23 protein-coding genes are annotated in these 24,163 nt (G+C 65.5%); 18 read left to right on the forward strand and 5 right to left on the reverse strand.

Features of this window, described 5'->3' with window-relative positions; genetic code table 11:
- Nucleotides 1-28: 28 nt before the first annotated feature.
- Nucleotides 29-1,246 (reverse strand): cytochrome b/b6 domain-containing protein, encoded by a 1,218-nt coding sequence (locus tag ACFORG_RS13805; RefSeq protein WP_386736119.1) that lies wholly within the window; start codon nucleotides 1,244-1,246, stop codon nucleotides 29-31.
- Between the two features lie 159 nt (nucleotides 1,247-1,405).
- Here ACFORG_RS13805 and fabD point away from each other — a divergent pair, with 159 nt between their 5' ends.
- The 8 genes from fabD (at nucleotide 1,406) to mltG (ending at nucleotide 8,577) form a co-directional block, all read left to right on the forward strand.
- A complete protein-coding gene (fabD, locus tag ACFORG_RS13810) occupies nucleotides 1,406-2,356 on the forward strand; it encodes an ACP S-malonyltransferase (RefSeq protein WP_386736120.1) in 951 nt (316 codons plus the stop codon).
- Nucleotides 2,349-3,086, forward strand: coding sequence for a 3-oxoacyl-[acyl-carrier-protein] reductase (gene fabG, locus ACFORG_RS13815; protein ID WP_386736121.1), 738 nt, complete (start codon nucleotides 2,349-2,351; stop codon nucleotides 3,084-3,086). Before fabD ends, fabG begins: the two co-directional genes overlap by 8 nt.
- A 209-nt stretch (nucleotides 3,087-3,295) precedes the next feature.
- Nucleotides 3,296-3,529, forward strand: a complete 234-nt coding sequence (locus ACFORG_RS13820) for an acyl carrier protein (protein ID WP_386736122.1) — start codon at nucleotides 3,296-3,298, stop codon at nucleotides 3,527-3,529.
- A 140-nt stretch (nucleotides 3,530-3,669) separates the two neighbouring features.
- Entirely contained in the window at nucleotides 3,670-4,209 is a 540-nt protein-coding gene (locus ACFORG_RS13825; RefSeq protein ID WP_386736123.1) for a GNAT family N-acetyltransferase, read from the forward strand.
- Nucleotides 4,210-4,319: 110 nt separating this feature from the next.
- Nucleotides 4,320-5,063, forward strand: a complete 744-nt coding sequence (locus tag ACFORG_RS13830) for a 1-(5-phosphoribosyl)-5-[(5-phosphoribosylamino)methylideneamino]imidazole-4-carboxamide isomerase (protein WP_386736124.1) — start codon at nucleotides 4,320-4,322, stop codon at nucleotides 5,061-5,063.
- Between the two features lie 39 nt (nucleotides 5,064-5,102).
- Complete coding sequence (locus tag ACFORG_RS13835; RefSeq protein WP_386736125.1) at nucleotides 5,103-6,065, forward strand: arginase family protein; 963 nt, start codon at nucleotides 5,103-5,105, stop codon at nucleotides 6,063-6,065.
- 85 nt (nucleotides 6,066-6,150) lie between these two features.
- Nucleotides 6,151-7,416, forward strand: coding sequence for a beta-ketoacyl-ACP synthase II (fabF, locus tag ACFORG_RS13840; protein ID WP_386736126.1), 1,266 nt, complete (start codon nucleotides 6,151-6,153; stop codon nucleotides 7,414-7,416).
- Nucleotides 7,417-8,577 (forward strand): endolytic transglycosylase MltG, encoded by a 1,161-nt coding sequence (mltG, locus tag ACFORG_RS13845; RefSeq protein ID WP_386736127.1) that lies wholly within the window; start codon nucleotides 7,417-7,419, stop codon nucleotides 8,575-8,577. It begins immediately after the preceding gene.
- Between the two features lie 51 nt (nucleotides 8,578-8,628).
- On the opposite strand, the gene ACFORG_RS13850 is transcribed toward mltG, so the two are convergent.
- The 3 genes from ACFORG_RS13850 to ACFORG_RS13860 all read right to left on the reverse strand — a co-directional run bounded on the left by ACFORG_RS13850 (nucleotide 8,629) and on the right by ACFORG_RS13860 (nucleotide 11,555).
- Complete coding sequence (locus ACFORG_RS13850; RefSeq protein WP_386736128.1) at nucleotides 8,629-9,198, reverse strand: maleylpyruvate isomerase N-terminal domain-containing protein; 570 nt, start codon at nucleotides 9,196-9,198, stop codon at nucleotides 8,629-8,631.
- Complete coding sequence (locus ACFORG_RS13855) at nucleotides 9,195-10,268, reverse strand: cupin domain-containing protein (protein WP_386736129.1); 1,074 nt, start codon at nucleotides 10,266-10,268, stop codon at nucleotides 9,195-9,197. The genes ACFORG_RS13850 and ACFORG_RS13855 overlap by 4 nt, the downstream gene beginning before the upstream one ends.
- A gap of 84 nt (nucleotides 10,269-10,352) precedes the next feature.
- Nucleotides 10,353-11,555 carry a PucR family transcriptional regulator gene (locus ACFORG_RS13860; RefSeq protein WP_386736130.1) on the reverse strand — a complete coding sequence of 401 codons (1,203 nt, stop codon included), beginning with the start codon at nucleotides 11,553-11,555 and terminating at the stop codon, nucleotides 10,353-10,355.
- A gap of 88 nt (nucleotides 11,556-11,643) precedes the next feature.
- On the opposite strand from ACFORG_RS13860, the gene ACFORG_RS13865 reads away from it, so the two are divergent.
- The 3 genes from ACFORG_RS13865 to ACFORG_RS13875 are packed head-to-tail and all read left to right on the forward strand — an operon-like array spanning nucleotide 11,644 to nucleotide 14,878.
- Nucleotides 11,644-13,137: a flavin-containing monooxygenase gene (locus tag ACFORG_RS13865; protein ID WP_386736131.1), complete on the forward strand. Its 1,494-nt coding sequence runs from the start codon at nucleotides 11,644-11,646 to the stop codon at nucleotides 13,135-13,137.
- Nucleotides 13,134-14,033 (forward strand): alpha/beta fold hydrolase, encoded by a 900-nt coding sequence (locus tag ACFORG_RS13870; RefSeq protein WP_386736132.1) that lies wholly within the window; start codon nucleotides 13,134-13,136, stop codon nucleotides 14,031-14,033. Before ACFORG_RS13865 ends, ACFORG_RS13870 begins: the two co-directional genes overlap by 4 nt.
- Nucleotides 14,030-14,878: an SDR family NAD(P)-dependent oxidoreductase gene (locus ACFORG_RS13875; RefSeq protein WP_386736133.1), complete on the forward strand. Its 849-nt coding sequence runs from the start codon at nucleotides 14,030-14,032 to the stop codon at nucleotides 14,876-14,878. Before ACFORG_RS13870 ends, ACFORG_RS13875 begins: the two co-directional genes overlap by 4 nt.
- Nucleotides 14,879-14,924: 46 nt before the next feature.
- Here the strand turns inward: ACFORG_RS13875 and ACFORG_RS13880 are convergent, their stop codons facing one another.
- The gene (locus tag ACFORG_RS13880) at nucleotides 14,925-16,736 is read right to left on the reverse strand and encodes a PHA/PHB synthase family protein (RefSeq protein WP_386736134.1); all 1,812 of its coding nucleotides are present in this window, start codon (nucleotides 16,734-16,736) and stop codon (nucleotides 14,925-14,927) included.
- 436 nt (nucleotides 16,737-17,172) lie between these two features.
- On the opposite strand from ACFORG_RS13880, the gene dusA reads away from it, so the two are divergent.
- From dusA to ACFORG_RS13915, 7 genes are all read left to right on the forward strand, one after another.
- Complete coding sequence (dusA, locus tag ACFORG_RS13885; protein WP_386736135.1) at nucleotides 17,173-18,177, forward strand: tRNA dihydrouridine(20/20a) synthase DusA; 1,005 nt, start codon at nucleotides 17,173-17,175, stop codon at nucleotides 18,175-18,177.
- Nucleotides 18,178-18,239: 62 nt separating this feature from the next.
- Nucleotides 18,240-19,064: a sulfite exporter TauE/SafE family protein gene (locus tag ACFORG_RS13890; RefSeq protein ID WP_386736136.1), complete on the forward strand. Its 825-nt coding sequence runs from the start codon at nucleotides 18,240-18,242 to the stop codon at nucleotides 19,062-19,064.
- Nucleotides 19,058-19,843 (forward strand): hypothetical protein, encoded by a 786-nt coding sequence (locus ACFORG_RS13895; RefSeq protein WP_386736137.1) that lies wholly within the window; start codon nucleotides 19,058-19,060, stop codon nucleotides 19,841-19,843. Before ACFORG_RS13890 ends, ACFORG_RS13895 begins: the two co-directional genes overlap by 7 nt.
- A 29-nt stretch (nucleotides 19,844-19,872) precedes the next feature.
- Nucleotides 19,873-20,601, forward strand: coding sequence for a SpoIIAA family protein (locus ACFORG_RS13900; protein WP_386736138.1), 729 nt, complete (start codon nucleotides 19,873-19,875; stop codon nucleotides 20,599-20,601).
- Between the two features lie 85 nt (nucleotides 20,602-20,686).
- Nucleotides 20,687-21,433 (forward strand): RNA methyltransferase, encoded by a 747-nt coding sequence (locus ACFORG_RS13905; protein WP_386736139.1) that lies wholly within the window; start codon nucleotides 20,687-20,689, stop codon nucleotides 21,431-21,433.
- A gap of 62 nt (nucleotides 21,434-21,495) precedes the next feature.
- Complete coding sequence (gene ctaA / locus ACFORG_RS13910) at nucleotides 21,496-22,641, forward strand: heme A synthase (RefSeq protein ID WP_386736140.1); 1,146 nt, start codon at nucleotides 21,496-21,498, stop codon at nucleotides 22,639-22,641.
- A gap of 3 nt (nucleotides 22,642-22,644) precedes the next feature.
- Entirely contained in the window at nucleotides 22,645-24,114 is a 1,470-nt protein-coding gene (locus tag ACFORG_RS13915; RefSeq protein WP_386736141.1) for a carboxypeptidase M32, read from the forward strand.
- The last annotated feature ends 49 nt before the right edge of the window (nucleotides 24,115-24,163 follow it).

The following is a 24,163-nucleotide window of genomic DNA, read 5'->3' on the forward strand; positions in this document are numbered from 1 at the left end:
CCGCCGGGTTCACCCCGGCGGCCTTTTTTCATTCCCCGCGCGTGGCGGTCAGGGCGACATCAATATCGACCGCAAAGGCGACAGAGCTTTCGTCAGCCATGTTTTGCCCGACATTGAAGTCGAGCCTGTTGACCGTGACCGACCCGGTCATCCGCGCGGTGTCGCCGGCGATATCCAGTGAAAAGGGCAGGGTGATCGGCACGCTCTGGTCCCGGATGGTCAGAGGGCCGCGCGCCTCATAGCCTGCCTCGGTCTTGACGATTTCGGCCTCGAACCGCGCTGTCGGGTATTCCTCGGCTGCAAAGAAATCCGCGCCAAGAGCCTGCTGCGTGACCGAACCCAGCGTCAGGGACGGAATCGAAACCGTAACATTTACGTTGCCAGCAGGACCCGGCTCGGCCGGTTCGGCAAAAGTGATGGCAGCGGTCCAGTCGGCAAAGCTTCCATCCACCGGGCTGCCAAGCTGCGTCACCGTCAGGCCAAGCGTGCCTTCGGTCACTTGCCACTCCGATTCCACCTGGTCGAGCGCTGCCTGCTCGCCCGTGGCGGTCTCGTGCGAATAGGCTCCAATCCATGACCCTGCTCCCAATGCGATGCCCCAAACGACCAGAGCCGCAAAGACGGGGCCAACGCCGTGGCGGGAGTCGGGCGGCTGTGGCGCGTCGCTCCGGCCCGGGAGCATCCGGCGCAGGGTTGAATCGCGGTCGACCACATGGTGCTTGAGCGCACCCGCGATATGAAGGCCAAGCGATCCGACAAGGACCCAGATCAGAACCCAGTGCAGCCCCGCGGTAATCTCGGCCAATGCCTCGCTCTTCGGCACGAAGGGCAGCGATTGCCCGAACGGCCACCAGATCGGCGCAAACCCAGTCGTGGCCGCGTGGTGTACCCAACCCGTTAACGGCACGAAGACAAGCGAGCCGTAAAGCAGCCAGTGCACCGTTTCTGCCGCCAGTGCCTCGGGGCGGTTATCGGCATTCAGAAGGCCGGGCTTCTCCTGAAACAAAGCCCACAGAATCCGGGCGAGGGCGACAAAGAAGATGGTCACGCCGATCGTCTTGTGCAGCGAAAACAAGGTGGCCGCCCGGACAACTTCGGTGGCATCCGCGCCTCCGGCTTCTATCGCATGGGCAAGCTCGTTCGCGACCCATCCCAGCGGGATCACGGAAAAAATCAGCAATGCGGTCAACCAGTGAAAGGTCTTTGCCACGCTGCCATAGCTGCGCGTCGTATTGGAAAGGGCCATGTCAATCTCCATAGCGGAACATATCCGGCAACGTAGCGACTGTGAGCGCCCCAACAAGCTGCCCGACCGCACACAGCACGTGTCGGTATGCAGAGCTTGTGCGGCGTGCATGGGCGGTCTACACCCGGGCGCAACTTGAACGGAACAGAAGGGTCGCAGATGTCACTCGCATTCGTTTTTCCCGGGCAGGGCGCTCAATCCATCGGCATGGGGCGCGCCCTCGCCGAAGCCTATCCGGCTGCGCAGGCCGTATTCGACGAGGTTGACGACGCCCTTGGCGAGAAACTGTCGGCCTTGATCTGGGAAGGTGATGCCGATGAATTGACCCTGACGCAGAATGCCCAGCCCGCTCTTATGGCCACGTCGATGGCGGCTTTGCGCGCGCTCGAGGCCGAAGGGACGGGCGTTGCGGCAGCACGCTTCGTCGCGGGCCATTCGCTGGGCGAGTACTCGGCGCTGGCCGCGGCAGGCGCACTATCGGTCGCTGACACGGCACGTTTGCTCCGCACCCGCGGGGCCGCGATGCAAAAGGCCGTACCCGTGGGCCAGGGGGCCATGGCCGCGATCCTCGGGCTCGGCCTCGAAACCGTGCGTGAGGTCGCCGCGGAGGCGGCACAGGGCGAGGTCTGCCAGGCCGCCAACGACAATGATCCGACGCAAGTGGTTGTCTCGGGCGCCACGGCAGCCGTCGAACGCGCGGCCGAAATCGCAAAGGCCAAGGGGGCCAAGCGGGCCGTGATGCTCCCGGTCAGTGCGCCCTTTCACTGCGCGCTGATGCAACCCGCCGCCGACGCGATGCAGCAGGCGCTTGCAGATGTGGCGATCGCAGCTCCGGTCGTGCCGCTCGTCGCCAATGTCCGGGCCGAGGCCGTGACCGACCCCGAAACCATTCGCCAGCTGCTCGTCGAGCAAGTCACCGGCGCAGTGCGCTGGCGCGAAAGCGTGCAATACATGGCCGCGCAGGGGGTGACATCCGCGTGGGAAATCGGCGCGGGCAAGGCGCTTTCGGGCATGATCCGCAAGATTGACCGCGCCATCGCATGCCAAGCGGTCGGAACACCTGAAGACGTCAAAAAGGCTGTCGAAAGCCGGGGAGAAAGCAATGTTTGATTTGACCGGAAAGAATGCGCTGATCACCGGTGCCTCGGGCGGTATCGGCGGCGACATCGCGCGTGCGCTGCATCAGGCGGGGGCAACGGTCGGCCTTTCCGGCACCCGGGTCGAACCGCTTGAGGCGCTGGCCGACGAATTGGGCGAACGCGCCCACGTGCTGCCCTGCAACCTTGGCGACCCCGAGGCCGTGGCAGCCCTGCCCAAGCAGGCCGCCGATGCGATGGGTTCGGTCGATATCCTCGTGAACAACGCCGGTATCACGCGCGACAACCTCTTCATGCGGATGTCCGACGACGAGTGGCAAAGCGTGATCGACGTGAACCTCACGGCGACGATGAAGCTCTGCAAGGGCGTGCTGCGCGGGATGATGAAGGCGCGCTGGGGCCGGATCGTGAATATCTCTTCGGTGGTCGGTGCCACCGGCAATCCGGGGCAGGGCAACTACGCGGCTTCGAAGGCGGGGATGATAGGCATGTCGAAATCGCTGGCCTACGAGGTGGCGAGCCGTGGAATCACCGTGAACGCGGTTGCGCCGGGCTTCATCACGACAGCGATGACCGACAAGCTGACCGACGATCAGAAATCGGCAATTCTCACGCAGGTGCCCGCCGGGCGGATGGGCGAGCCGGCAGAAATCGCCGCCGCAGTGCTGTACCTGGCAAGTCCCGAAGCGGCCTATGTCACCGGCGCTACCTTGCACGTCAACGGCGGTATGGCCATGTTGTAGGCCTGTTCGGGGCAATTGCGAAAGCGTTTGCCTCCGAGATCGTCTATGCTATAGGCGGCGCAGTGTTTCGGGGGTCGGTTCCTGTTGGTGCCTGCTCCCTCCCTCCCGGGCATCCGGGACCCAAACCGCCCCGACCGGGCAAAACCAAGCCATCCCGATCGGGCAAGGGCAAAACCGGGCAAAGCGCCCTGAAGGAATGAGGAAAGAAAATGAGCGACGTCGCAGAGCGCGTGAAGAAGATCGTGGTCGAGCACCTGGGTGTCGAAGAAGAGAAGGTCACCGAGAACGCGTCCTTCATCGATGATCTTGGCGCAGACAGCCTTGACACCGTCGAGCTGGTCATGGCCTTCGAAGAGGAATTCGGCATCGAGATCCCCGATGATGCGGCCGAAACCATTCAGACGGTCGGCGATGCGGTGAAGTTCATCTCCCAGGCTTCCTGAGACCTTGCTGACACGTGACAATCTGGCGGCGCGTCCGGTAAAGGCGCGCCGTTTTGCCGTTCAATGACACAACCGTCTTGCCAGCCGCCGTTGCGGGCGGCACTTTCGGATCAGGCAGGCAGGGGCAGGACGGGCGAAGAATGATCCGATCCATTCCGACGATAAACACGGCACGGCTGACCCTTCGGGCGATGCGCCCCGAGGATTTCAACCGGTTTGCCGAGATTTGGGCCGACCCGCAGGTCGTGCGCCACATCGGCGGCACACCCCGAAGCCGTGGCGAAGCATGGGAAGCATTCCTGCGAAACGCCGGTCATTGGCAGATGACGGGATTCGGCCAGTGGGCCATTGTCCTGCAAGCGACGCGGCGCATGATCGGACAGGCGGGCTTCTTCTTTCGCGACCGCGCCCTTGGCGAGGATTTCGACCCCTACCCCGAGGCAGGCTGGGTGCTTGCGCCCGAGGCGCAAGGCCACGGCCTGGGGCTCGAGGCGGCACAGGCCGCGCATGACTGGTTCGACCGCATCGTCACCGGGCCTCTGGTGGCGTTGGTCGACACGCAGAACGCGACCTCGCTGGGCCTCGCCGACAGGCTTGGCTATGCGCCCTTGCGCCGGGCCGAATACAACGGCACGCCTGTGCTGCTTTTCCGCCGCAACGGACCGCCGACCTCTCGGTGATCAACCATGCCGCAAATGCATTCGGGCGTGCCGGAAATCGTGCCGCCCGTCGTCGCGTGATTCCTGTAAGCTTGCATCACGAAGCGTGGTACCAATCGGAGGACCCGGCCATGATGATCTATCCCACGATGGAACTGCAGCGAGGTCGCTGTGTGACCCTGGACAAGGGCCGGTTGGACCGGGCGATGTTGTGGCATGTCGATCCGGTCGAAACCGCCCGCGGCTGGGCGGCTGCCGGGGCATCCTGGATGCATGTGACCGATTTCGACGCGCTCGAAGGTCAGGACACCAACGATGCGCTGGTCGAGGAGATCATTCGCGCGGCGGGAATACCGGTGCAGCTTGCCGGGGGCATGCGCTCGCTCGAGGCGGTCGAACGCTGGATCGACAAGGGCGCGGGTCGTGTCGTCATCGGAACCCTTGCCGCGCGCGACCCGGAACTCGTTAAGCAATTGGCCAAGTATTACCCCGACCAGATCGTCCTGGCAGTCGATGTCTGGCAGGGGCGGGTGATGACCGAGGGCTGGCGCGCACATGGCGCGTTCACGCCCGAGGGCTTCATCGCCGCGTTTGCAGATAGTCCGCTCGCCGCCATCGTCGTCACCGATATCGACAGCGATATGGAGGATGTCGAGGCCCAGCTTGGCCTTATTGCGGGTCTTGCATCCGGCGCCCGTACGCCGGTGATTGCAAGCGGCGTGGTCCGCACGGTCGATGATATCTCGCGGCTTGCCTATATTCCCAACATCTCGGGCGCCCTTGTCGGGCGTGCCCTGTTCCGCAAGACCGTCGAGCTTTCGAGAGCGCTCGAACTTGCGCGGCAATCCAGCGAACCGGTCGCGGATTTTCAATAGAGCTTGCCCAACCCCGTGCGATAGGTCAGCCTCCGGCGCATGGATAGAGAAAGCATGATGGTCGGGCTCAAGGACATGTTCGGCGGCGGGGGCGAGGCCGGGAGCTTCCTGGGGCTACCCGGTACGGATATCGCGGCGCCGGAGGGAGACGTCATCCTCTTCGGCGCCGATTGTGCAACCCCCTATGCCTCGGTCGGGGCGTATTGCGCAGGCGGCGCCGATGCGATCCGCGCGGGTAGCGAGGCCTATGCCGGGGATGTGTCCAAGGTGAATTTCGACCTCGGCGGACCCGTGCTGCCGCACGGGATAAGCGCGCGGGACGCGGGCAACCTCTCGCTGTCCCCGTCCGAGCAGGCAAAGAACCGCCTCGCGATCGAGGCGGCAACCCGTGCCATCATTGCAGCCGGCGGTGTGCCTGTCCTGCTGGGTGGTGACGACAGCGTCCCGATCCCCATGCTGACAGCGCTGGACAACGCGCCATTGACCATCTTGCAGATCGACGCGCATATCGATTGGCGTAACGAGGTCGAGGGTGAGACGCTGGGCCTGAGCTCGACCATGCGCCGCGCCAGCGAAATGGCCCATGTCGAACGCATCGTGCAGGTCGGCGCCCGTGGCATCGGCTCGGCCAGGATGACCGAACTGAACGCAGCGCGCGATTGGGGCGCGCACCTGGTGCCAGCGCGGGACCTGTCTCGGAATGGTGTCGGTCCGGTCGTCGACCTGATCCCCGAAGGCGCGCGCGTCGCCATCTGTTTCGACTGCGATGCACTGGATCCCTCGATAATGCCGGCCGTGATCGCACCTACGGCTGGCGGCCTCGGATACGATGCCGTGCTCGACCTTGTCGAGGCTGTCGTGAAGCGGGCGCATGTCGTTGCCGTTGACATGGTCGAATTCATGCCCGCAGCCGACCGCGATGGCATCGGAGCGCGGACCGCGGCCCAGCTTTTGACATCGATCATCGGCTTGATCGCGCGGAAACGGGCCGAAACACGCTGACTTGGCGGGGGGCGCGCTCTTGCCCCCGGCCCCCGCGACGGGGTAAGAGCCGTCTTTGAACAGCAAAGCAGGCATGAGGCACGAGATGCGGAGAGTCGTTGTAACCGGGCTGGGGTTGGTCACACCGCTGGCAAGCGGAGTGGAGGAAACCTGGTCACGGCTATTGGACGGGGAATCGGGCGCGGGCCCGATCACGCATTTCGACGCGGTGGCGGCCGGCGTCACCACGACCTACGCCTGCCAGGTGCCGCGCGGCGACGGCAGCAACGGGACTTTCAACCCCGATGACTGGATGCCGCCCAAGGAACAGCGCAAGATCGAGGATTTCATCCTCTATTCCGTCGCCGCTTCGGAAATGGCCTGCAAGGATGCGAATTGGCTGCCCGAGGGCGAAGAGGATCGCGAGCGGACCGGCGTGATGATCGGTTCGGGCATCGGGGGGCTGGGCTCCATCGCCGATACCGCGCTGCTGATCCGGGACCGTGGGCCGCGCCGTGTGTCGCCCTTCTTCATTCCGGGTGCGTTGATCAACCTTGCCTCGGGGCAGGTGTCGATCCGCTTCGGCTTCAAGGGGCCAAACCACTCCGTCGTGACGGCCTGTGCCACCGGGGCGCATGCCATCGGCGATGCGGCGCGCTTGATCGCGCTGGACGATGCCGACGTGATGATCGCCGGCGGCGGCGAAGGGTGCATCTGCGAGATCGGCATTGCCGGGTTCAACGCCTGCAAGGCGCTTTCGACCAAGTTCGGCGACAATCCCAAAGCCGCCAGCCGGCCCTATGACAGCGACCGAGACGGGTTCGTGATGGGCGAGGGTGCAGGCGTTGTCGTGCTCGAGGAATACGAACACGCCAAGGCGCGCGGTGCCAAGATCTATGCCGAGGTGCTGGGCTACGGCTTGTCGGGCGATGCCTATCACATCACTGCGCCCTCCGAGGACGGCGAGGGCGGCGAGCGTGCCATGAAGATGGCGCTGAAAAAGGCGGGGCTGCAACCGGCCGACATCGATTACATCAATGCGCATGGCACTTCGACCATGGCTGACGTGATCGAGCTGGGCGCGGTCGAGCGGTTGATGGGCGACGCGGCGGGCGATGTCACCATGTCGTCGACCAAATCGGCGACCGGGCACCTTCTGGGGGCTGCTGGCGCGATCGAGGCGATCTTTTCCATCCTCGCGATCCGCGACCAGGTAGCGCCGCCGACGATCAACCTGGACAACCCGGCGGTCGAAACCTCGGTCGACCTTGCGCCCAACGCCAAGCGTGAACGCGAAATCCGGTATGCCATGTCGAACTCCTTTGGCTTTGGCGGCACCAACGCTAGCGTGATCTTCGGAAAGGCCGACTAAATGTGGCGAGCTTTGGCCTCCAACATGCTGACCGTTCTGGCGGTGGGCCTGTTCCTTGTCGCAGGCCTGGTGCTCTGGGGGCGGTCCGAGTACAGTTCGCAGGGGCCGCTGGAAACGGCGATCTGCCTGCAGGTCGAACGCGGGTCGAACATGGGCCGCGTGAGCCGTGAGCTCGAGGCGGAGGGGGCGATTTCGAACGGCACCGTGTTCCGCCTGGGCGCTGAGTATTCCGATAAGGCCAGTGCATTGAAAGCAGGGAGTTTTCTGGTTCCGGAAGGTGCATCGATGGAGGAGATCGTCGATGCGATCACTCGCGGCGGTGCCAGCACCTGCGGAACCGAAATCGTCTATCGCATCGGCGTCACCCGGACATTGGCCGAGGTGCGCGAGCTCGATCCCGCGACGCAGGAATTCACCGAATTGGCCGAGTTCGACTACGCGACCGAAGAAGTCCCTGAAATCTATAAGGAAAAACGTGACGAGCCTGACACGCGATATCGTATCGCGATGGCCGAAGGCGTGACCTCGTGGCAGGTTGTCGAGGCGCTGAAGTCGATGGACGTGCTCTCGGGCGATGTCGCGGAACTGCCGCGTGAGGGGACGCTTGCGCCCGACAGCTACGAGGTGACTCGCGGCGAAGATCGCGCGGAGATCATTGACGAGATGGTTGAACGTCAGGCTCTAAGGGTTTCGGCTGTATGGGAAAATCGTGGTGATGACCTGCCGATCCAGACACCGGAAGAGATGGTTGTGCTTGCCTCGATCATCGAAAAGGAAACCGGAGTTCCGGAGGAACGGCGCCAGGTGGCGAGCGTTTTCGTGAACCGTTTGCGAGAGGGCATGCGCCTGCAAACCGACCCGACCGTGATCTACGGGATCACAAAGGGCCAGGGCGTGCTTGGACGCGGCCTGCGGCAAAGTGAGCTTCGGCAGGTAACGCCTTGGAATACTTACGTGATCGAAGGGTTGCCGCCGACACCAATCGCCAATCCCGGCATGGCAAGCCTTGAGGCTGCAGTCGATCCGGCGAATACCGATTTCGTGTTCTTCGTGGCCGACGGGACCGGGGGTCATGCCTTTGCCGAGACGTTGCAGGAGCATAACCGGAATGTCGCCCGGTGGCGCGAGATCGAGGCGGAGCGCCAGAACTCGGGTAATTGAGGGGTACCGGCTGGTACCCCCCGTTTTGCCTGTTTTGTACACCCTTCCGGGTCAGGATTGACCGTTTTGTACATCCCCATTTGACGGTGTGAACAGCGCCGCCGGCAGGTCCGCGGCGCGACCGCCTGCGTCGAGATCGAGCGCCGCTTGCCAGATCTCGGCCGCGCGCAGCCGGGGGGAAAGCCGGGCCGGGATCGTCTGGCCCGCGACGGCAAGTTCGCGCTCCCACGTGCCGTCCGGCAGGTCGCGCCATTCGACGTCGAGATGTTTCGCCGAATGGGTGAAAAAGTAGCGCAGCGCGTGGGCGGGCAGGGTGGCGGCCGATTGCGCGTCGGGCTGCCAATCGGCCTCTTCGGGGCAGAGAGGTTCGCGCAGGGACTTGAGCCCGATCGCGAGGCTGCGGGCGCTACAGCTTACCTCGGCGATCAGGCGTCGGCGGGACCAGCCGGGCCGGAGGGATGGTTCGGCCAGCCCTGCGTCGGGTAGACGAGCCAGCATGCGGAGGAAATAGGCCGTGCCGCGACGCGCAAGCAGCAGGTCGTCATGCGGAGCCAAGGGCGAGTCGTAGCGGGCCCCGCTGCCTTGGCGGGCGCGCAGCGCCGACTGCGCATCGGTGCTCACCCGCCTTCGACCTGAGTGCGCATGAAGCCGAGCCGCTCCATGATCGGTGCGTCGGAAAAGCGGAAGAGGTCGAAACCTGTTTCGGCCTGAAGCGACCACGCGACCCATGACGGCACGACAAAGAGATCGCCCTTTTCCAGCTTATGCCTGTCGCCGCCAAGCGTAACGGCCCCGGTTCCCTCGAAGACCTGGAAGACCGAGGCGCCGACCTCTTGTCGTGCGGGTGTTTCGGTTCCGGCGCGCAGGCGGTGAAACTCGCATCGGATGGTCGGCATCACGTCGCCGCCCGTGGTCGGGTTCATGTAGCGGATCGCGGCGTGGCCGGGGCCGACGGTGGCCGGGTTGCCTTCGTCTTCGAGCAGCAGCTGTTCGGTCAGCGCGGCATCCGTGATCTCCCACCTGTAGGCGCCGATGGGAGAGCTGACCGTGTCGTGCAATTGCGAGAGTGGGCGCAGGCCGGGATGGCACCAGAGCCGCTCTCCCTGACTGTAATTCGGTGTGGCATTGTCCGTCACGCGTTCGGCCCCGAACTCGAAAAAGCCGACATCCATCTGCTGGCTGAAGGGGATGTCGAGCCCATCTATCCAAGCCATCGGTTCGGTCGCGACATTGTGGTGGCCGTGGAAATGCCAGCCGGGGGTCAACAGCAGGTCGCCGCGCGACATGCGCACCGGGTCGCCGTTGACGACGGTCCAGACGCCTTCGCCCTCGACCACGAAACGAAAGGCGTTCTGCGAGTGGCGATGCTCGGGCGCGTTCTCGCCGGGGCAGAGATACTGGATCGCGCACCAGAGCGTCGGGCTGACATAGGCGCGGCCGCCGAGGCCGGGATTGGCGAGGCCGATGGCCCGCCGTTCGCCGCCGCGTCCGACCGGCACAAGCTCTCCGGAGCGTTCGGCGAGGGGCAGCAGGTCGGACCATTTCCAGACATGGGGCACGGCCTGTGGTTTGGGATGCACCGGCATCAGGTTTCCGGTCTGCGTCCAGAGCGGATCGAGATGGTGGTCTGCAAAGCCCTTGTAAAGCGCGCGCAGCTCCGGCGTGTCTTCGGGTTGCATGGCGTTGTCCATGGCGGTCTCCTCCTTGCCGGCCGCATCATTGATGGGGCGGCGGCGCGGGTCGGGTCAACAGGAAATGGCGTCTGGCGCGGCGTGTCAGGGACGGGGGGATGCCGGCGGGGCCATCCAGTGCAGGACATCGAGCGCCACGGCGATCTCTGTCCGGCTGTCGTCGAGCGGGCCGGGCAGCAGATCCTGCGCGCGGGCGATCTGGCGCATCAGGGTATTGCGGTGGATCTGAAGCCGCTGCGCGGTGCGGGCGGCGTTGCAGCCTAGGCGAAGGTACTGGCGCAGGGCAGTGCGCAGCTCTTTACCGGCGCTGGCCAGGTCGCCCAGAACCTCGGACACGAAGCGATGCTGCGCGGCGCGATCCTCGACCAGTAGAGATACGAGGCGGATTTCGTCATGTGAGGCGACATGCCGGTCGGGTGGACCCGCAGACAGGATGCGCTGGGTGACGCGGGCGGCATCGTGGCTGCGGCGAAAACCGTCGAGCCCCTCGGCCCGGGGGCCAAGCGCGATGCGGGTGTCGCCGATGGCAAGCGTATCCGCCAGGCGCCGGTCGGTGGGACGGGGCAGCCACATCCAGACCGTGCCCCGGTCGGCGGCGACCGAAAGGGCGGTGGCCTCGGGCCCGGCGAGGGTGTCGGCGGTCTCTTCCAGTGCGCGCAGGTCCGGGTCCGGTGCGACGCTCCACAGGATGATGGCGTGATGGGGCCGGTTCAGAGCGTAGCCCAGCCTGCGGCCGGTATCCTGCATGTCGATCCGCTGGTCGGCGAGAATCCGGCGGACGAGGTCGAGCCGTTCGGCGGGCGAGCCGCGGGCAAGCTCCTGGCGTTCCTGCTCCATCTCGGCGAGGAGGCCGCGTGCCGTGCGGTCGACGAAACCCGCGATGGAGCGCGCCGACAGGTCAAGCACCGCGCGCAGTTCGGCCGGGTCGTCGGTAAGCTCGAAAACGATGTCCATCCATTTCAGCCATGCCGCGGATTCGCCCGCGCGGTAGCCGCTGAACAAATCGTCCCCCACGCCAAAGCGCGCCTGTTCGCGGGCGGCGCGCACCATCTCGGGCGAGAGGTTGGCAGGTACCGGCCCACCGGGATCGCGCAGCGTTTCGCTGGCCCAATGGCGCAGGTTCAGCCGGTTCGATTTGCGGATCTGGGCAAGGTTCACGGGATCAGAGCGGCCCACCGCCGCGTGAACGGCGGCGTCGATATCTTCGAGCGCTGCGGCAGGTGCGTTCAGAACCCTGGCCGCGCCTTGCTGCAACAGCTCGTGTATCCTGTCGGGTGACGGTGGCATGTTGCCCAATCATTATCACTCATCTGTGCGATGTGCACCTTTTCTTGCCGCGCCTGCCGGGAAATAGTTCTGGCAGGGAGGACACAAGATGATGCAAAGCGTGGCGCCGGTTCTGGACGTTTTGATCGTGGGCGCCGGGATTTCCGGGATCGGTTGCGCCTGCCACCTCGTGCGCGAATTGCCCGGCAAAAGCTGGACGATCCTCGAGTCGCGGGGCGATCTGGGCGGAACCTGGGACCTGTTCCGCTATCCCGGCATCCGCTCGGATTCGGACCTGTTCACCTTTGGCTACGATTTCCGCCCGTGGAAAAGCCGCAACGCCATCGCAAGCGCCGACGAGATCATGGCCTATCTGCGCGACACGGCGGCCGAATACGGGGTGGACGAGAAGATACGGTTTCATCACCGGGTGATTTCGGCCGACTGGCGCTCGGACGAGGCGGTGTGGCACGTGACCGCACGGCGCGAGGATACCGGCGAGACTGTGCAGCTGCGCGCAAGGTGGCTGTTCGGTGCGACGGGCTATTACGATTACGCGCAGGGCTATCGCCCCGATTTCGAAGGAGAGGAGAGCTTTGCCGGGCCGATAATCCACCCGCAGCACTGGCCCGAGGATTTCGATGCCACCGGCAAGCGCATCGCCGTGATCGGCAGCGGTGCGACGGCGGTGACGCTGGTGCCCGCGCTGGCCGAAACTGCGGCGCATGTCACGCAGGTGCAGCGCACCCCGACCTATGTTCTGCCGGTCCCGTCCGAGGACAAGATCGCGGCCTTTCTGCGCAAGGTGTTGCCCGAGAAGACGGCCTATGGGCTGGCGCGGCGGCGCCACGTGCTGCGGCAGCGCTGGACATGGCTGGTGTGCCAGAAATACCCCGAGTTCGCGCGCAGGTTCATCCGTAAGGCAAACATGGCCGCCTTGCCCGAAGGGTTCGATGTGGATACCCATTTCAACCCGCCCTATGCGCCGTGGGACCAGCGGCTGTGCATCGTGCCGGACGGCGATTTCTACCGCAGCATCCGCGCGGGCAAGGCGTCGATCGTGACCGGCGGGATCGAGCGGTTCACCGAAACCGGCCTGCGCATGGCGAGTGGCGAGGAGATCGAGGCCGATGCGATCGTGACGGCGACGGGGCTGAACCTGAAACTCTTCGGGGGTACGGCGCTGAATGTCGACGGCAAGCGTGTCGATCCGGCCGAGCGTCTTGTATTCAAGGGGATGATGCTGGACGGTGTGCCGAATTTCGCTTTTGCGGTAGGGTACACCAATTCCTCCTGGACGCTGAAGGTTGGGCTGTTGTGCCAGTATTTCTGCCGTTTGCTGGCCTATATGGACGAGCATGAGTGGGCCGCGGTCGAGGCGCGGCGCCCCGAGGGTGAGATGCGCGCGCGGCCGCTGCTTGATTTCGAGGCGGGGTATGTCAAGCGTGCCCTCGACAGCCTGCCAAAGCAGGGCGACGGCCCACCATGGCAGATGACCTTTGACTATATCGAGGATGCGCGGATGGTCCGGCGCGGGCCGGTGGCCGACCCGGCCCTGCATTTCGCGCCTTACCCGGCCAGTCACGTGCAGGCCGCGGAATGACCGACCAGTTCCTGAACCTGCCGGACGGCCGGCGCCTGTGCTACCGCGATACCGGCAAGGGCACGCCGTTGATCCTTGTCATCGGCCTGTCGCTGCAATTGACCGCCTGGCCCGAGGAAATGCTGGACGGGCTGGAGCGGCGCGGCTTTCGCCTGATCACGCTGGACAATCGCGACGTTGGCCGGTCCTCGCGCATTGCCGTGCCGCCTCCGTCGCAGTTGCGGCTGTTGATGCGGTGGGGCCGGCCGGAGGATTACGTGCTGTCCGACATGGCGGGCGACGTTCTGGCGCTGATGGATCACCTGAGCCTCGGGTCGGCGCATCTTGCGGGCATGTCGATGGGCGGGATGATCGCGCAGACGCTGGCCGCGACCCATCCCGCGCGGGTGCGCAGCCTCGTCTCGATCTTCTCGAACACGGGCGCAAGGCGGCATGGCCAGCCATCCATGCAGGCGATGCTGTTCCTGATGAAGCGGCCCGCGCGCACCCGGGACGAGGCCATCGCGCGGCATCTGGGCATGATGCGGCTGGTCGGCGGCACAACGCACCGGTTCGACGAGGATCGCGGGCGCGCCTATGCTGCGGCCGCGTGGGAAAGGGGCGGGCCGGATCCGCATCACGGCGTGGCGCGGCAGATGATGGCGATCCTCAAATCCGGCGACCGGACCGCGTCGCTGGGGCGCATCACCGCGCCGACGCTGGTTCTGCATGGCGACCGCGATCTGCTGGTGCATCCCTCGGGCGGGGTGGCGACGGCGGCGGCCATTCCCGGCGCGCGTCTTGTCCAGATCGGCGGCATGGGCCATGACCTTGCGCCCAGCGTCGCACCGGAGCTGGCCCGCATGATCGCCGATCACGCGGAGGCGTCGGGTGCCGTGGAGGCCGAGGCGATATGAGCCGGTTCCGCGACAAGGTCGCCGTGGTCACCGGGGCGGGCAGCGGGATCGGCCGGGCGCTGGCGCAGGCGCTGGCCGCGCGGGGTGCACGTGCGGTGGTGGTCGCGGATATCGATGGGGCCAGCGCGGGCGAGACCGCCGAGATGGTGCGCGCGTCAGGCGCCGAGGCGATGCAGGCAACGCTGGACGTCGCCGAGATGGAGGCGTTTTCCCATTTGGCCCAAACGGTTCGCGACCGGTTTGGCGTGGTGCATCAGCTCTACAACAATGCGGGTATTGCGCAGGGGGCGCAGCCTTTTGTCGAGATCGCGCCGGAGCAGGTCGAACGGGTTCTGCGCGTGAACCTCTTTGGAGTGCTGAACGGCACGCGCGCCTTTCTGCCGCTGCTGATTGAAAGCGGGGATGCGCATCTTGTCAACATCTCGAGCCTGAACGGCTTGATGGCGCAGGGCGAGGGGTCGATCTATTGCACGTCGAAATTCGCCGTGCGCGGCTTTACCGAGTCGGTGCGGATCGAGATGCTGATGGCCGGTCACAAGGTCGAGGTGATCGTCGTCCATCCCGGCGGTGTGCGCACCAATATCGCGACGGCCTCGCGCGAAAGCGCCGGTCAGCTGCCGCCTGACCTGCAGGCGCGGGCCGAGGCACGGGAACGGGTCTATAACGAGAAGCTTCTCACCATGCCCGCCGAGGACGCCGTCAAGGAAATGCTGGACGGTATCGAGAAGGGCCGGAGCCGCATCGTCATCACCGGGCAGGCGCGGTTCATCGACCGTCTGATCCGGTTCATGCCGGAAAGCTACCCGCGCAGGGTGGTCGAATGGCAGCGAAAGACCTTTGGTTGATGGGGCGCCGCGCGACCGTATCGCGCCGGTGACGCCCCGTTTTTCATCAGACCTGGTGGATGTATGTGCCCGGCGCGGCGGGCAGGTCCTGCGCATTGCGCAGTTGGCCACCCGTAGCGGGCGGCGCAGTCTGCCCGGTCGAGTGTTCGCGCAGCCAGTCGGCCATGGCGGGCCACCATGAGCCATCGCGCGTCTCGCTATTGGCCAGCCAGTCGTCGGGCGAGACGTAGAGCGCCCCCTTGGCCCGGTGGTCGATGCGGTAGCGGCGGTTCTTGTGGCCCGGCTCGCTGAGAATGCCGCCATTATGGCCGCCCTTGGTCAGTACGAAGGTCAGGTCGCCATCGGTAAACAGCCGGATCTTGTAGACGGACCGCCATGGCGCGATGTGGTCCGTTTCGGTGCCGACGATGAACATCGGCACGCGCAGATCCTTGAGTGCGACGACCTTGCCCTCGACCGCGAAACGCCCGGCGCTGAGCCGGTTTTCAAGGAACAGCCCGCGCAGGTATTCCGAATGCATCCGTGCGGGCATTCGCGTGGTGTCGTTGTTCCACACGGTGAGATCCGAGGGCAGATCCTCTTCTCCCAGGAAGTAGCGACGCACCGCGCGGGCATAGATCAGGTCCTCGGCCCGGATGGTGGTGAAGGTGCGCGTCATCTGCGGACGATCGAGATAGCCTTGCAGCCACATCAGGTCTTCGATGAAGGAGACCTGGCTGTCGTCGATGAAGAGCAGGAGTTCGCCCGCCTCGGCGAAATCGACCTGCGCGGCCATCAGCGTGACGCTGGCGAGCCGGTCGTCGCCTTCGCGGCTCATCACGGCGGCGGCGATGGTCAGCAGGGTGCCGCCGAGGCAATAGCCGTTTGCGTGGATCTTTTGGCCGGGCACGATCATTTCGATCGCGTCGATCGCGGCCATGACGCCGTTTTTCCGGTAATCCTCGAGCCCGAGATCGGCATTCTCGGCCGTCGGGTTGATCCACGAGATCATGAAGACGGTGAACCCCTGATCGACGAGGTAGCGCACCATCGAGTTTTCCGGCGACAGGTCCAGCACGTAGTATTTCATGATCCATGCTGGCACGAAGAGGATTGGCTCGGCGTGAACGGTCTGGGTGGTGGGGCTGTACTGGATCAGTTCGAACAGTTCGTTGCGGAACACCACGCGCCCCGGTGTGGCGGCAAGATCGCGCCCCACCTTGTAGCCTTCGGGGGCGGGGTCGTGGCTTTGCGTGAGGGTGTGGACGAGGTCCTTGAGGAAATGGCTGCTGCCATCGGCGAGGTTCTTGCCGCGCGTTTCGACGGTCTTGTCGATGATCTCGGGGTTGGACCAGGGAAAGTTCGACGGCGACATGAGGTCGAGCGTCTGACGGATCTGGAACTGTGCGCGTTCGGCGTCGCGGGGGGCGATGCCGGGCATCGTGTCGGTCGCCGCCTGCCACCAGTCCTGCGTTGCAAGGAACGCCTGCTGCCAGAGGGCGAAGGGCGATTTTTCCCATCCCTTGGCGCCGAAGCGGTGATCGTTGCGCCCCGGGCGGAAGGGCGGCTCGGGGTTTTCGCCCTTGCCGAGCGCGGCGGCGTAGTCCCAAAGCTTGGCCGCGTCGCGCGTGGCGCGTTCGGCCAGTTCCATCTGCCGGCCCGGCGAGCGTCCGAGATGCAGCGCCCAGTCCATCCAGGTGGCCATGAGCGAGTGGGGCGACACGCCGGCGGTCGCGCGGGCGACCATCGCACGGGTTGCCCGATCAAGCTTGTCATAGGGATGCGCGCCTGCAGGGTCCGTGGGCGCGATGGCCCCGTCCGGTCGCGCCGGGGCGGGGGGCGGCGCGATCTGCATCTGGCGGGCGGGCAATTCGGTCATCCGGTGTCTCCGTTTCTGTCGGGGCCTGGTGTCAGAGGGCATGGCGCGTTGTCGACCCCGGTCGCGCGCGATACTGACAGCAAAGCCGTGGCCGCGATTTGACCGGTATCAAGTTCGCCGTCGTCTACCACTCGTTCATGTCGCCGGCATGATGGTTTGCCCCCCGACGGGTCGGTTGATATGGGAAAGCCCGGTCATTTTCCGACGCGGCGGAGCACCCGGCGAAACTGGCGGGCATCTGGGAGGCACCTGAGCGGAGCGAAGGTTCCTGTTTCAAGCAGGAAGAGGGCCGCCGGGCGAGATCGAACGCTGCCGCTGTTTGTGGGCAGCGGATGTGATAAACCCCGCAACACTCGAATCGAAAGCTTCTGAAAATGCCGCGATGTCCCGGGTGCATCGTGCGGCAAGGTACTTAGCGAACCATGGGTCTGTCGCCTTGAAACACAACGTACAGAAAGCTGCCCGTCTGAGCGTGGCCCCGATGATGGACTGGACGGACAGGCACTGCCGCTTCCTGCACCGTCTGCTGAGCGGGGAAACGCTGCTATATACCGAGATGGTCACAGCGCCTGCCCTGGTGCGGGGCGGGGCGCTGCATCTGCTGGAGTTCAGCCCGCAGGAGCATCCCGTCGCGTTGCAGTTGGGCGGGTCGGACCCGGCCGAGCTGGCGCAGGCTGCACGCCTGGGGGCGGCGGCGGGCTATGACGAGATCAATCTCAACTGCGGTTGCCCGTCCGACCGGGTGCAGTCTGGTACGTTCGGCGCGGTGCTCATGAAAGAGCCCGGGCTGGTGGCCGACTGCGTGGCTGCCATGCGCGCGGCGGTCGATGTCGAGGTGACGGTAAAATGCCGGATCGGTGTCGATGAGCAGAACCCGGAGGAGGTGCTGCCCGAATTCCTGGCGCGGATCGTGGCGGCTGGGTGCGAGCGGGTGACGATCCATGCGCGCAAGGCGTGGCTGCAAGGGCTTAGCCCCAAGGAGAACCGTGACATCCCACCGCTCGACTACCCGCTGGTGCACCGGATGAAGGAGCTGTTTCCGAACCTCCATATCTCGATCAACGGTGGCATCGCGTCCCTGGAAGAGGCGAAGGCGCATCTCGATGGCGGGCTGGATGGGGTGATGATCGGGCGCGCGGCGTATCATCGGCCCACGGACATCCTGAGCGCCGCTGATCCCGAGATCTTTGACACCGGGGCAGTGCGGGACCCGTTCGACGTGGTTCGCGAGATGCTGCCCTATATCGAGGCGCATCTTGCCGCGGGCGGGCGGCTGCACCAGGTCACGCGGCACATGCTGGGCCTGTTCACGGGACGGCCCGGTGCGCGGGCATGGCGGCGCATCCTGTCCGAGGGGGCAACCCGGCGCGGCGCGGGGCCCGAACTGGTCGAGGCCGCGCTGGCGTCGCTGGATGCCGAGGGCACGCAGGCGGCCGAGTAGCCATTTGCCTTTCGGCGGCGCAGCGGTGTAAGGCGGGCATCGGCAAGAGAGGAAAGATGCAAATGCCCGACACGATGCTCCTGATCCAGATGCTGGGACTTTTGATGGTTATCGGCGCGTTGGCCGGTGTTCTGGCGGGGCTATTGGGCGTCGGCGGCGGTATCGTGCTGGTCCCGGCTTTTTTCTATGCCTTCCAGACGCTGGGCTACGAGGGGCCGCAGCTGATGCAGATGTGTCTTGCGACGTCGTTGGCCACGATCATCGTGACCTCGGTCCGTTCGGTCCTGAGCCACAACAAGAAAGGTGCGGTCGACTGGGAGATCCTGCGCGGATGGGGGCCGGGGATCGCCATCGGAGCGGTGCTGGGCGTGCTGGTCGCGGCCTCGTTGCGGTCGGTGGCGTTGCAGGCGCTGTTCGGCGTGCTGGGCATCGTGATCGGCGCCTATCTTGGGTTGGGCCGCAGTGAATGGCGGCTGGGATCGGCCATGCCGCGCGGCGGTCTGCGCGCGGTCCTGTCGCCCATGGTGGGCTTTCTGTCGGTGTTGATGGGGATCGGCGGTGGCAGTTTCGGCGTGCCGTTGATGAGCCTTTACAACACGCCGATCCATCGCGCGGTGGCGACCGCGGCCGGTTTCGGCGTGATCATCGCGGTGCCCTCGGTGCTGGGCTTTCTGTTTCTCGAGATCGATCCGGCGCAGCGCCCGCCCTGGACCGTGGGCGCGGTCAACCTGCCCGCTTTTGTCGTGGTCATCGCCATGACGCTGATCACCACGCCCTACGGGGTGAAGATCGCCCACGCGATGGACCCCAAGCCGCTGAAGCGGGTCTTTGCAGTGTTCCTGACGCTGGTCGCGCTCAACATGCTGCGCAAGGCGTTGGGGTGGTAGGGACGCTTGCCACCCGCGGATGGCTCCGGTTCGGTCACGATCCGGTGCTGTCCGACTGGGTGGCCGCGGCCTTGCCTGCCGCGCGTGCGGCGCTGCGCGATCCCGCCCATGCGCATTGGCATGACTGCGAGGGGACTTGGTTCGTTGGCGTCGATGCATTGCCCAACGACGAGGCGGGCCGTGTCGGGCGGGGGCCAGCGCTGTCCGGGGCCGCGTTCGAAGCTGCGGAGGCTCTGTTCGGCCGGTTGCCTCTGCATCGCGCGCAGGTCTCTGTCACGCGGCCGGGCTATCCCAAGCCCCGCAGGGGCGAGAGCGAGGCCGGGTTCCGGTATCGATCCAGGCGCGACGCCGCACATGTCGATGGGTTGAAGCCGCGAGGAGAGACCCGCAGACGCCATTTGGACGAGCCGCATGCCTGGATCCTGGGGATACCGTTGACCGAGGCGGATCGTGATGCCGCACCGCTGGTGGTGTGGGAAGGTAGCCATCGCATCCTGGGCGACGCGCTGCGTGATGCCCTGACGGGGTATCCTGCCGAGACCCTCGACGAGGTCGATGTCACCGACGCCTACCAAGCTGCGCGGCAGGTGGTGTTTGACAGTTGCGCGCGGGTCGAACTGCCTGCGCGACCGGGCGAGGCGATATTGCTGCACCGCCATCTGCTGCACGGGGTCGCCCCGTGGCAGGCGGGGGCCGGGGCGGACCCGGATGGCCGGATGGTGGCCTATTTCCGCCCGATCCTGCCTGCTGGAGTGGAGGCATGGGCCGAATCCGCGTAGACTCGGCCCCGTGTCAGGGAGGGCGCGAGATGATCGCAATCGATAAACAGATGGACGGTGCGCTGCTCGAGGTCGAGATATCGGGGCGGCTGACGGCGGAGGAATACGAGACGACGCTGGTGCCCGCGGTCGAGGCCGCGCTGGCCGAGCATGACCGGATCCGGGTCGTCGCGATCCTTTGGCAGGAGTTCGAAGGCTTCGACCTGGGTGCGGCCTGGGCCGATACCAAGATGGGGTTGAGCCACTGGAGCGGGTTCGACCGTATCGCCCTGGTCACCGATACCGGCTGGATCAAGGGCTCGGCCCGCGTCTTTGCGCCCCTGATGCCGTGCCCGGTGCAGGTGTTCGAACTGGCCGAGGCCGAAGAGGCGCGCCGCTGGATCCGCGAGTCGCTTGGTGCGGTGCATTTCGTCGACCTCGGCGGGCCGGGGCTGATGGTGCAACTGGTGGGCAAGCTGGAACCCGCGGTGATCGAGGCGGCCGAAGAGGATCTGGAGGCCGAGATCCGCGCCCGAGACGGGTTCCGCCTGTTGCTGGACCTGACCGAATTCGACGGCTGGCATGGGCTGTCGGCGCTGATGGCGCATGCAAGCCTCGTGCGCGATCACAGCGGCATGGTCGAGAAGGCGGCGGTCGTGGGTGACAGCGCATGGCAGCACATGGCGCAGCGGGTGATGTCGAATTTCCTGAAGGCGGAAACGCGGTTCTTCGACTCGACCGGGATCGAACGCGCCAAAAAGTGGCTGAAAGACGGCTGACGGCGCGTGCGCAAGGGCAGGCCGGGTTGTTCTTTTCGCAGCGGGGCAGTATCCGAAGCCCCGGTTCCTTGCGGAAGGATGAGCGATGCCCAGCGGAGAGGCGCAACCGGCCATTGTCCTGGTCAGGCCCCAGATGGGGGAGAATATCGGAGCGGCGGCGCGCGCGATGTGGAATTTCGGTCTTGACCGGATGCGCATCGTCGGCCCTCGGGACGGTTGGCCCAACCCGAAGGCGGTGGCCATGTCGAGCGGCGCGGGCCGCCTGCTGGACGAGGCGCAGCTGTTCGATGACCTGCAGGGGGCCTTGCATGACTGCACCTATGTTTTCGCCACGACCGCGCGCAATCGCGAGCTGACCAAGCCGGTCTACAGCCCCGAGCGTGCGATGCGCATTGCCGCCGAGAAGATCGCGGCAGGTGAAAAGGTCGCGGTGCTGTTCGGCCCCGAACGCGCGGGGCTGGAGAACGAGGACATCGCGCAGGCCAATGCCATCATCTCGGTCCCGGTGAACCCGGCCTATGCGTCGCTCAACCTTGCTCAATGCGTCTTGCTGACCGCTTATGAATGGATGCGGCAGGTGGGCGAGGTCACGCATGAGCGCATCGAACCCGGCCCCAAGGGGGACTGGGCCACCGGTATCGAGATCGAGAAACTGGCGGAGCATTACGAGGAGCGGCTGGAAGAGGCCGGGTTCTTCTACCCCGAGGCCAAGGCGGAAGGGATGAAGGTGAACCTGCGCAACCTCTGGAGCCGCATGCGCCTGACGCGCGCGGACGTGCAGATGCTGCATGGCATCATGCGGCAGATGGTCCGGTGGAAGGACAAGGGCTGAGGCTGGACGGCGGGACCGGGCAGCCCTAGCTTGCCGGGCGATACGGGAAAAGGGACAAGGACATGAGCGAACGGCGCAGCATCTTCGAGGAGGTGTCGGACGAAACGCCCAAGCAGGTCGCGCAGCCCGGCGCAATCGATCGCGGCCGCCGCGGGGCGCGGGGGGCGATCCGGGTCTGGCTGATGATGCTTTTTGCGTTGGTGGTGATCATGATCGCGGTGGGCGGGCTGACGCGCCTGACCGATAGCGGGTTGTCGATCACCGAATGGCGACCCGTGACCGGGGCCATCCCGCCGATGTCCGAGGCCGATTGGCAGGCCGAGTTCGACAAGTACAAGCAGATCGACCAGTGGCAATTGCAGAACCGCTGGATGGAACTGGACGATTTCAAGTTCATCTACTGGTGGGAGTGGGGTCACCGGCAGCTGGGCCGGGTGATCGGGCTGGTCTGGGCGCTGGGATTCGCGGGCTTTCTTATCGCGCGCCGGATCCCGCCGGGCTGGACCGGAAAGTTGCTGATACCCGGTCTGCTTGGCGGCGTTCAGGGGGCTGTCGGGTGGTGGATGGTTGCCTCGGGCGTGACGCAGGGCGAGGGTATGACATCCGTTGCGAGTTATCGCCTGGCGGTGCATCTCGGGCTTGCCTTTGCCATTCTCGCCATTCTCGCGTGGTACATCTTCCAGCTCGGGCGTGAAGAGCGTGACCTGATGCAGGCGCGCCGCGGCAAGGAGGCCAAGCTGTTCTCGCTCTCCACCGGGTTGTTGCATTTCGCCTTTCTCCAGATCCTGCTGGGTGCGTTGGTGGCCGGGATCGACGCGGGCCGGTCCTATACCGACTGGCCATTGATGGGCGGGCAGATCATCCCGCCGAACCCGCTGATGATCGAGCCGGTCTGGCGCAACTTCTTCGAGAACCCGGGGCTGGTACAGTTCATTCACCGCTGCGCGGGCTACCTGCTGGCGATCTTTGCCGTGGTGGTCTGGCTGCGCGGCCGCCGGAGTGCGCATGCCAGGACGCGCTTTGCCTTCAACGCGGTGCTGGCGGCGATGGCCGTACAGATCGTGCTGGGCATCGTCACGGTGCTGTATGCTGCGCCGTGGCATATCGCGATCCTGCACCAGGCGATGGCGGTGGCGCTGTGGGTACTGATCCTGCGCGCGCGTTTCCTGAGCCTTTACCCCGTTTCCACTTCCCTGCGCGGAGCCTGACACATGACCGCATATGATCAGCTGATGGCCTATCAGCGCGAAACCTCGGCCCTTGCGCAGATCGCGGGGCGGCTGGGCTGGGATCAGGAGACGATGATGCCGCGCGGGGCCGCGCAGCAGCGCGCCGAGGAGATGGCCGCGATCGAGGCGGTTCTGCATGCGCGCCGGTCCGACCCGCGGGTGGGAGAGTGGCTGGCCGCTGCCGACGGCGCCGAACCGGTGCAGGCGGCGCAGCTGCGCGAGATTCGGCGGGCCTATGACCGGGCGGTCAAGATTCCGGCCGAACTGGCCACACGGATCGCGCGCGTCACCTCGGAGGCGCAGGGCATCTGGGCGCAGGCGCGGTCCGACGAGGATGTCGCCGGTTTTCTGCCGGTTCTGACAGAGGTGGTGAACCTGCGCCGCGAGGAAGGGGCCGCGCTTGCACAGGGCGGCAACGTCTACGACGCCCTGGTCGAGGATTACGAGCCCGAGACCACCGGCGAGCAGATCGCGGCCATTTTCGATGCGATGCGGCCGCGGCTGGTGGAATTGCGGGCTGCCATTTTGGACCGGCCCCTGCCGCGCGGGCTGGAAGGTTCGTTCGACGCCCACAAACAGATGCAGCTGAGCCAGGTGCTTGCGCTTGCCTTTGGCTATGACCTTGCGCGCGGTCGGATCGACAAGGCGGTGCACCCGTTCAGCTCGGGCAGCGGCGCGGATGTGCGCATCACCACGCGTACCAACGAGGCTGACCCGTTCAATTGTTTCTATTCGACCATCCACGAGGTCGGCCACGCGGCGTATGAGCAGGGGATCGATGGCGATTATGCCCTGACGCCGCTGGGGCGTGGGGTATCGATGGGCGTGCATGAAAGCCAAAGCCGGATCTACGAGAACCAGCTGGGCCGCTCGCGTGCCTTCACCGGGTGGCTGTTCGAGCGGATGCGCGAGACATTCGGGGCGTTCGGCATAGACGATCCCGACAGCTTTTATGCAGCAGTGAACCGGGTGCAGAACGGATACATCCGGACCGAGGCGGACGAGGTGCAGTACAACCTGCATATCATGCTGCGCTTCGATCTCGAACGCGCCTTGATGGCGGGCGATTTGCAGACCGGCGACCTAGAAGCGGCGTGGAACGACCGCTTTGCCTCGGATTTCGGCTATGCGGTCGACAAACCGTCCAACGGTGTGCTGCAGGATGTTCACTGGTCGGTCGGCCTGTTCGGCTATTTCCCGACTTATGCGCTGGGTAATGTCTATGCCGGGTGTCTGCATGGCGCGCTGCGCACAGCGGTGCCGGATCTGGATGCGCAGCTGTCCCGCGGCGACACGTCTGCGGCGACGGGATGGTTGAAGGAGCATGTGCAGCGTCACGGCGGGCTTTATGCCCCTCGCGAGGTGATCGCCCGGGCCAGCGGCATGACCCCGTCCGAGGAACCGCTGTTGACTTATCTCGAAGAGAAGTTCGGCGCGCTTTACGCGCTGTGAGCCGCGACCGGGGGTAGGAGTGGACGAAAATCCCCCGGTCGGGCACGGC

It is taken from the genome of Lutimaribacter marinistellae (genome assembly GCF_042648365.1).
In the GTDB taxonomy this organism is placed as follows: Bacteria; Pseudomonadota; Alphaproteobacteria; order Rhodobacterales; family Rhodobacteraceae; genus Lutimaribacter_A; species Lutimaribacter_A marinistellae.

What these genes read in the sequence shown, in the direction of transcription:
- fabD (WP_386736120.1), top strand. Translation starts at nt 1,406, where the DNA reads ATGTCACTCGCATTCGTTTTTCCCGGGCAGGGCGCTCAATCCATCGGC.
- ACFORG_RS13830 (WP_386736124.1), top strand. Translation starts at nt 4,320, where the DNA reads ATGATGATCTATCCCACGATGGAACTGCAGCGAGGTCGCTGTGTGACC.
- ACFORG_RS13875 (WP_386736133.1), top strand. Translation starts at nt 14,030, where the DNA reads ATGAGCCGGTTCCGCGACAAGGTCGCCGTGGTCACCGGGGCGGGCAGC.
- fabG (WP_386736121.1), top strand. Translation starts at nt 2,349, where the DNA reads ATGTTTGATTTGACCGGAAAGAATGCGCTGATCACCGGTGCCTCGGGC.
- ACFORG_RS13820 (WP_386736122.1), top strand. Translation starts at nt 3,296, where the DNA reads ATGAGCGACGTCGCAGAGCGCGTGAAGAAGATCGTGGTCGAGCACCTG.
- ACFORG_RS13805 (WP_386736119.1), bottom strand. Translation starts at nt 1,246, where the DNA reads ATGGCCCTTTCCAATACGACGCGCAGCTATGGCAGCGTGGCAAAGACC.
- ACFORG_RS13870 (WP_386736132.1), top strand. Translation starts at nt 13,134, where the DNA reads ATGACCGACCAGTTCCTGAACCTGCCGGACGGCCGGCGCCTGTGCTAC.
- ACFORG_RS13835 (WP_386736125.1), top strand. Translation starts at nt 5,103, where the DNA reads ATGGATAGAGAAAGCATGATGGTCGGGCTCAAGGACATGTTCGGCGGC.
- ACFORG_RS13905 (WP_386736139.1), top strand. Translation starts at nt 20,687, where the DNA reads ATGCCCAGCGGAGAGGCGCAACCGGCCATTGTCCTGGTCAGGCCCCAG.
- mltG (WP_386736127.1), top strand. Translation starts at nt 7,417, where the DNA reads ATGTGGCGAGCTTTGGCCTCCAACATGCTGACCGTTCTGGCGGTGGGC.
- ACFORG_RS13855 (WP_386736129.1), bottom strand. Translation starts at nt 10,268, where the DNA reads ATGGACAACGCCATGCAACCCGAAGACACGCCGGAGCTGCGCGCGCTT.
- ACFORG_RS13825 (WP_386736123.1), top strand. Translation starts at nt 3,670, where the DNA reads ATGATCCGATCCATTCCGACGATAAACACGGCACGGCTGACCCTTCGG.
- ACFORG_RS13865 (WP_386736131.1), top strand. Translation starts at nt 11,644, where the DNA reads ATGATGCAAAGCGTGGCGCCGGTTCTGGACGTTTTGATCGTGGGCGCC.
- fabF (WP_386736126.1), top strand. Translation starts at nt 6,151, where the DNA reads ATGCGGAGAGTCGTTGTAACCGGGCTGGGGTTGGTCACACCGCTGGCA.
- ACFORG_RS13915 (WP_386736141.1), top strand. Translation starts at nt 22,645, where the DNA reads ATGACCGCATATGATCAGCTGATGGCCTATCAGCGCGAAACCTCGGCC.
- ACFORG_RS13860 (WP_386736130.1), bottom strand. Translation starts at nt 11,555, where the DNA reads ATGCCACCGTCACCCGACAGGATACACGAGCTGTTGCAGCAAGGCGCG.
- ACFORG_RS13880 (WP_386736134.1), bottom strand. Translation starts at nt 16,736, where the DNA reads ATGACCGAATTGCCCGCCCGCCAGATGCAGATCGCGCCGCCCCCCGCC.
- ctaA (WP_386736140.1), top strand. Translation starts at nt 21,496, where the DNA reads ATGAGCGAACGGCGCAGCATCTTCGAGGAGGTGTCGGACGAAACGCCC.
- ACFORG_RS13900 (WP_386736138.1), top strand. Translation starts at nt 19,873, where the DNA reads ATGATCGCAATCGATAAACAGATGGACGGTGCGCTGCTCGAGGTCGAG.
- ACFORG_RS13890 (WP_386736136.1), top strand. Translation starts at nt 18,240, where the DNA reads ATGCCCGACACGATGCTCCTGATCCAGATGCTGGGACTTTTGATGGTT.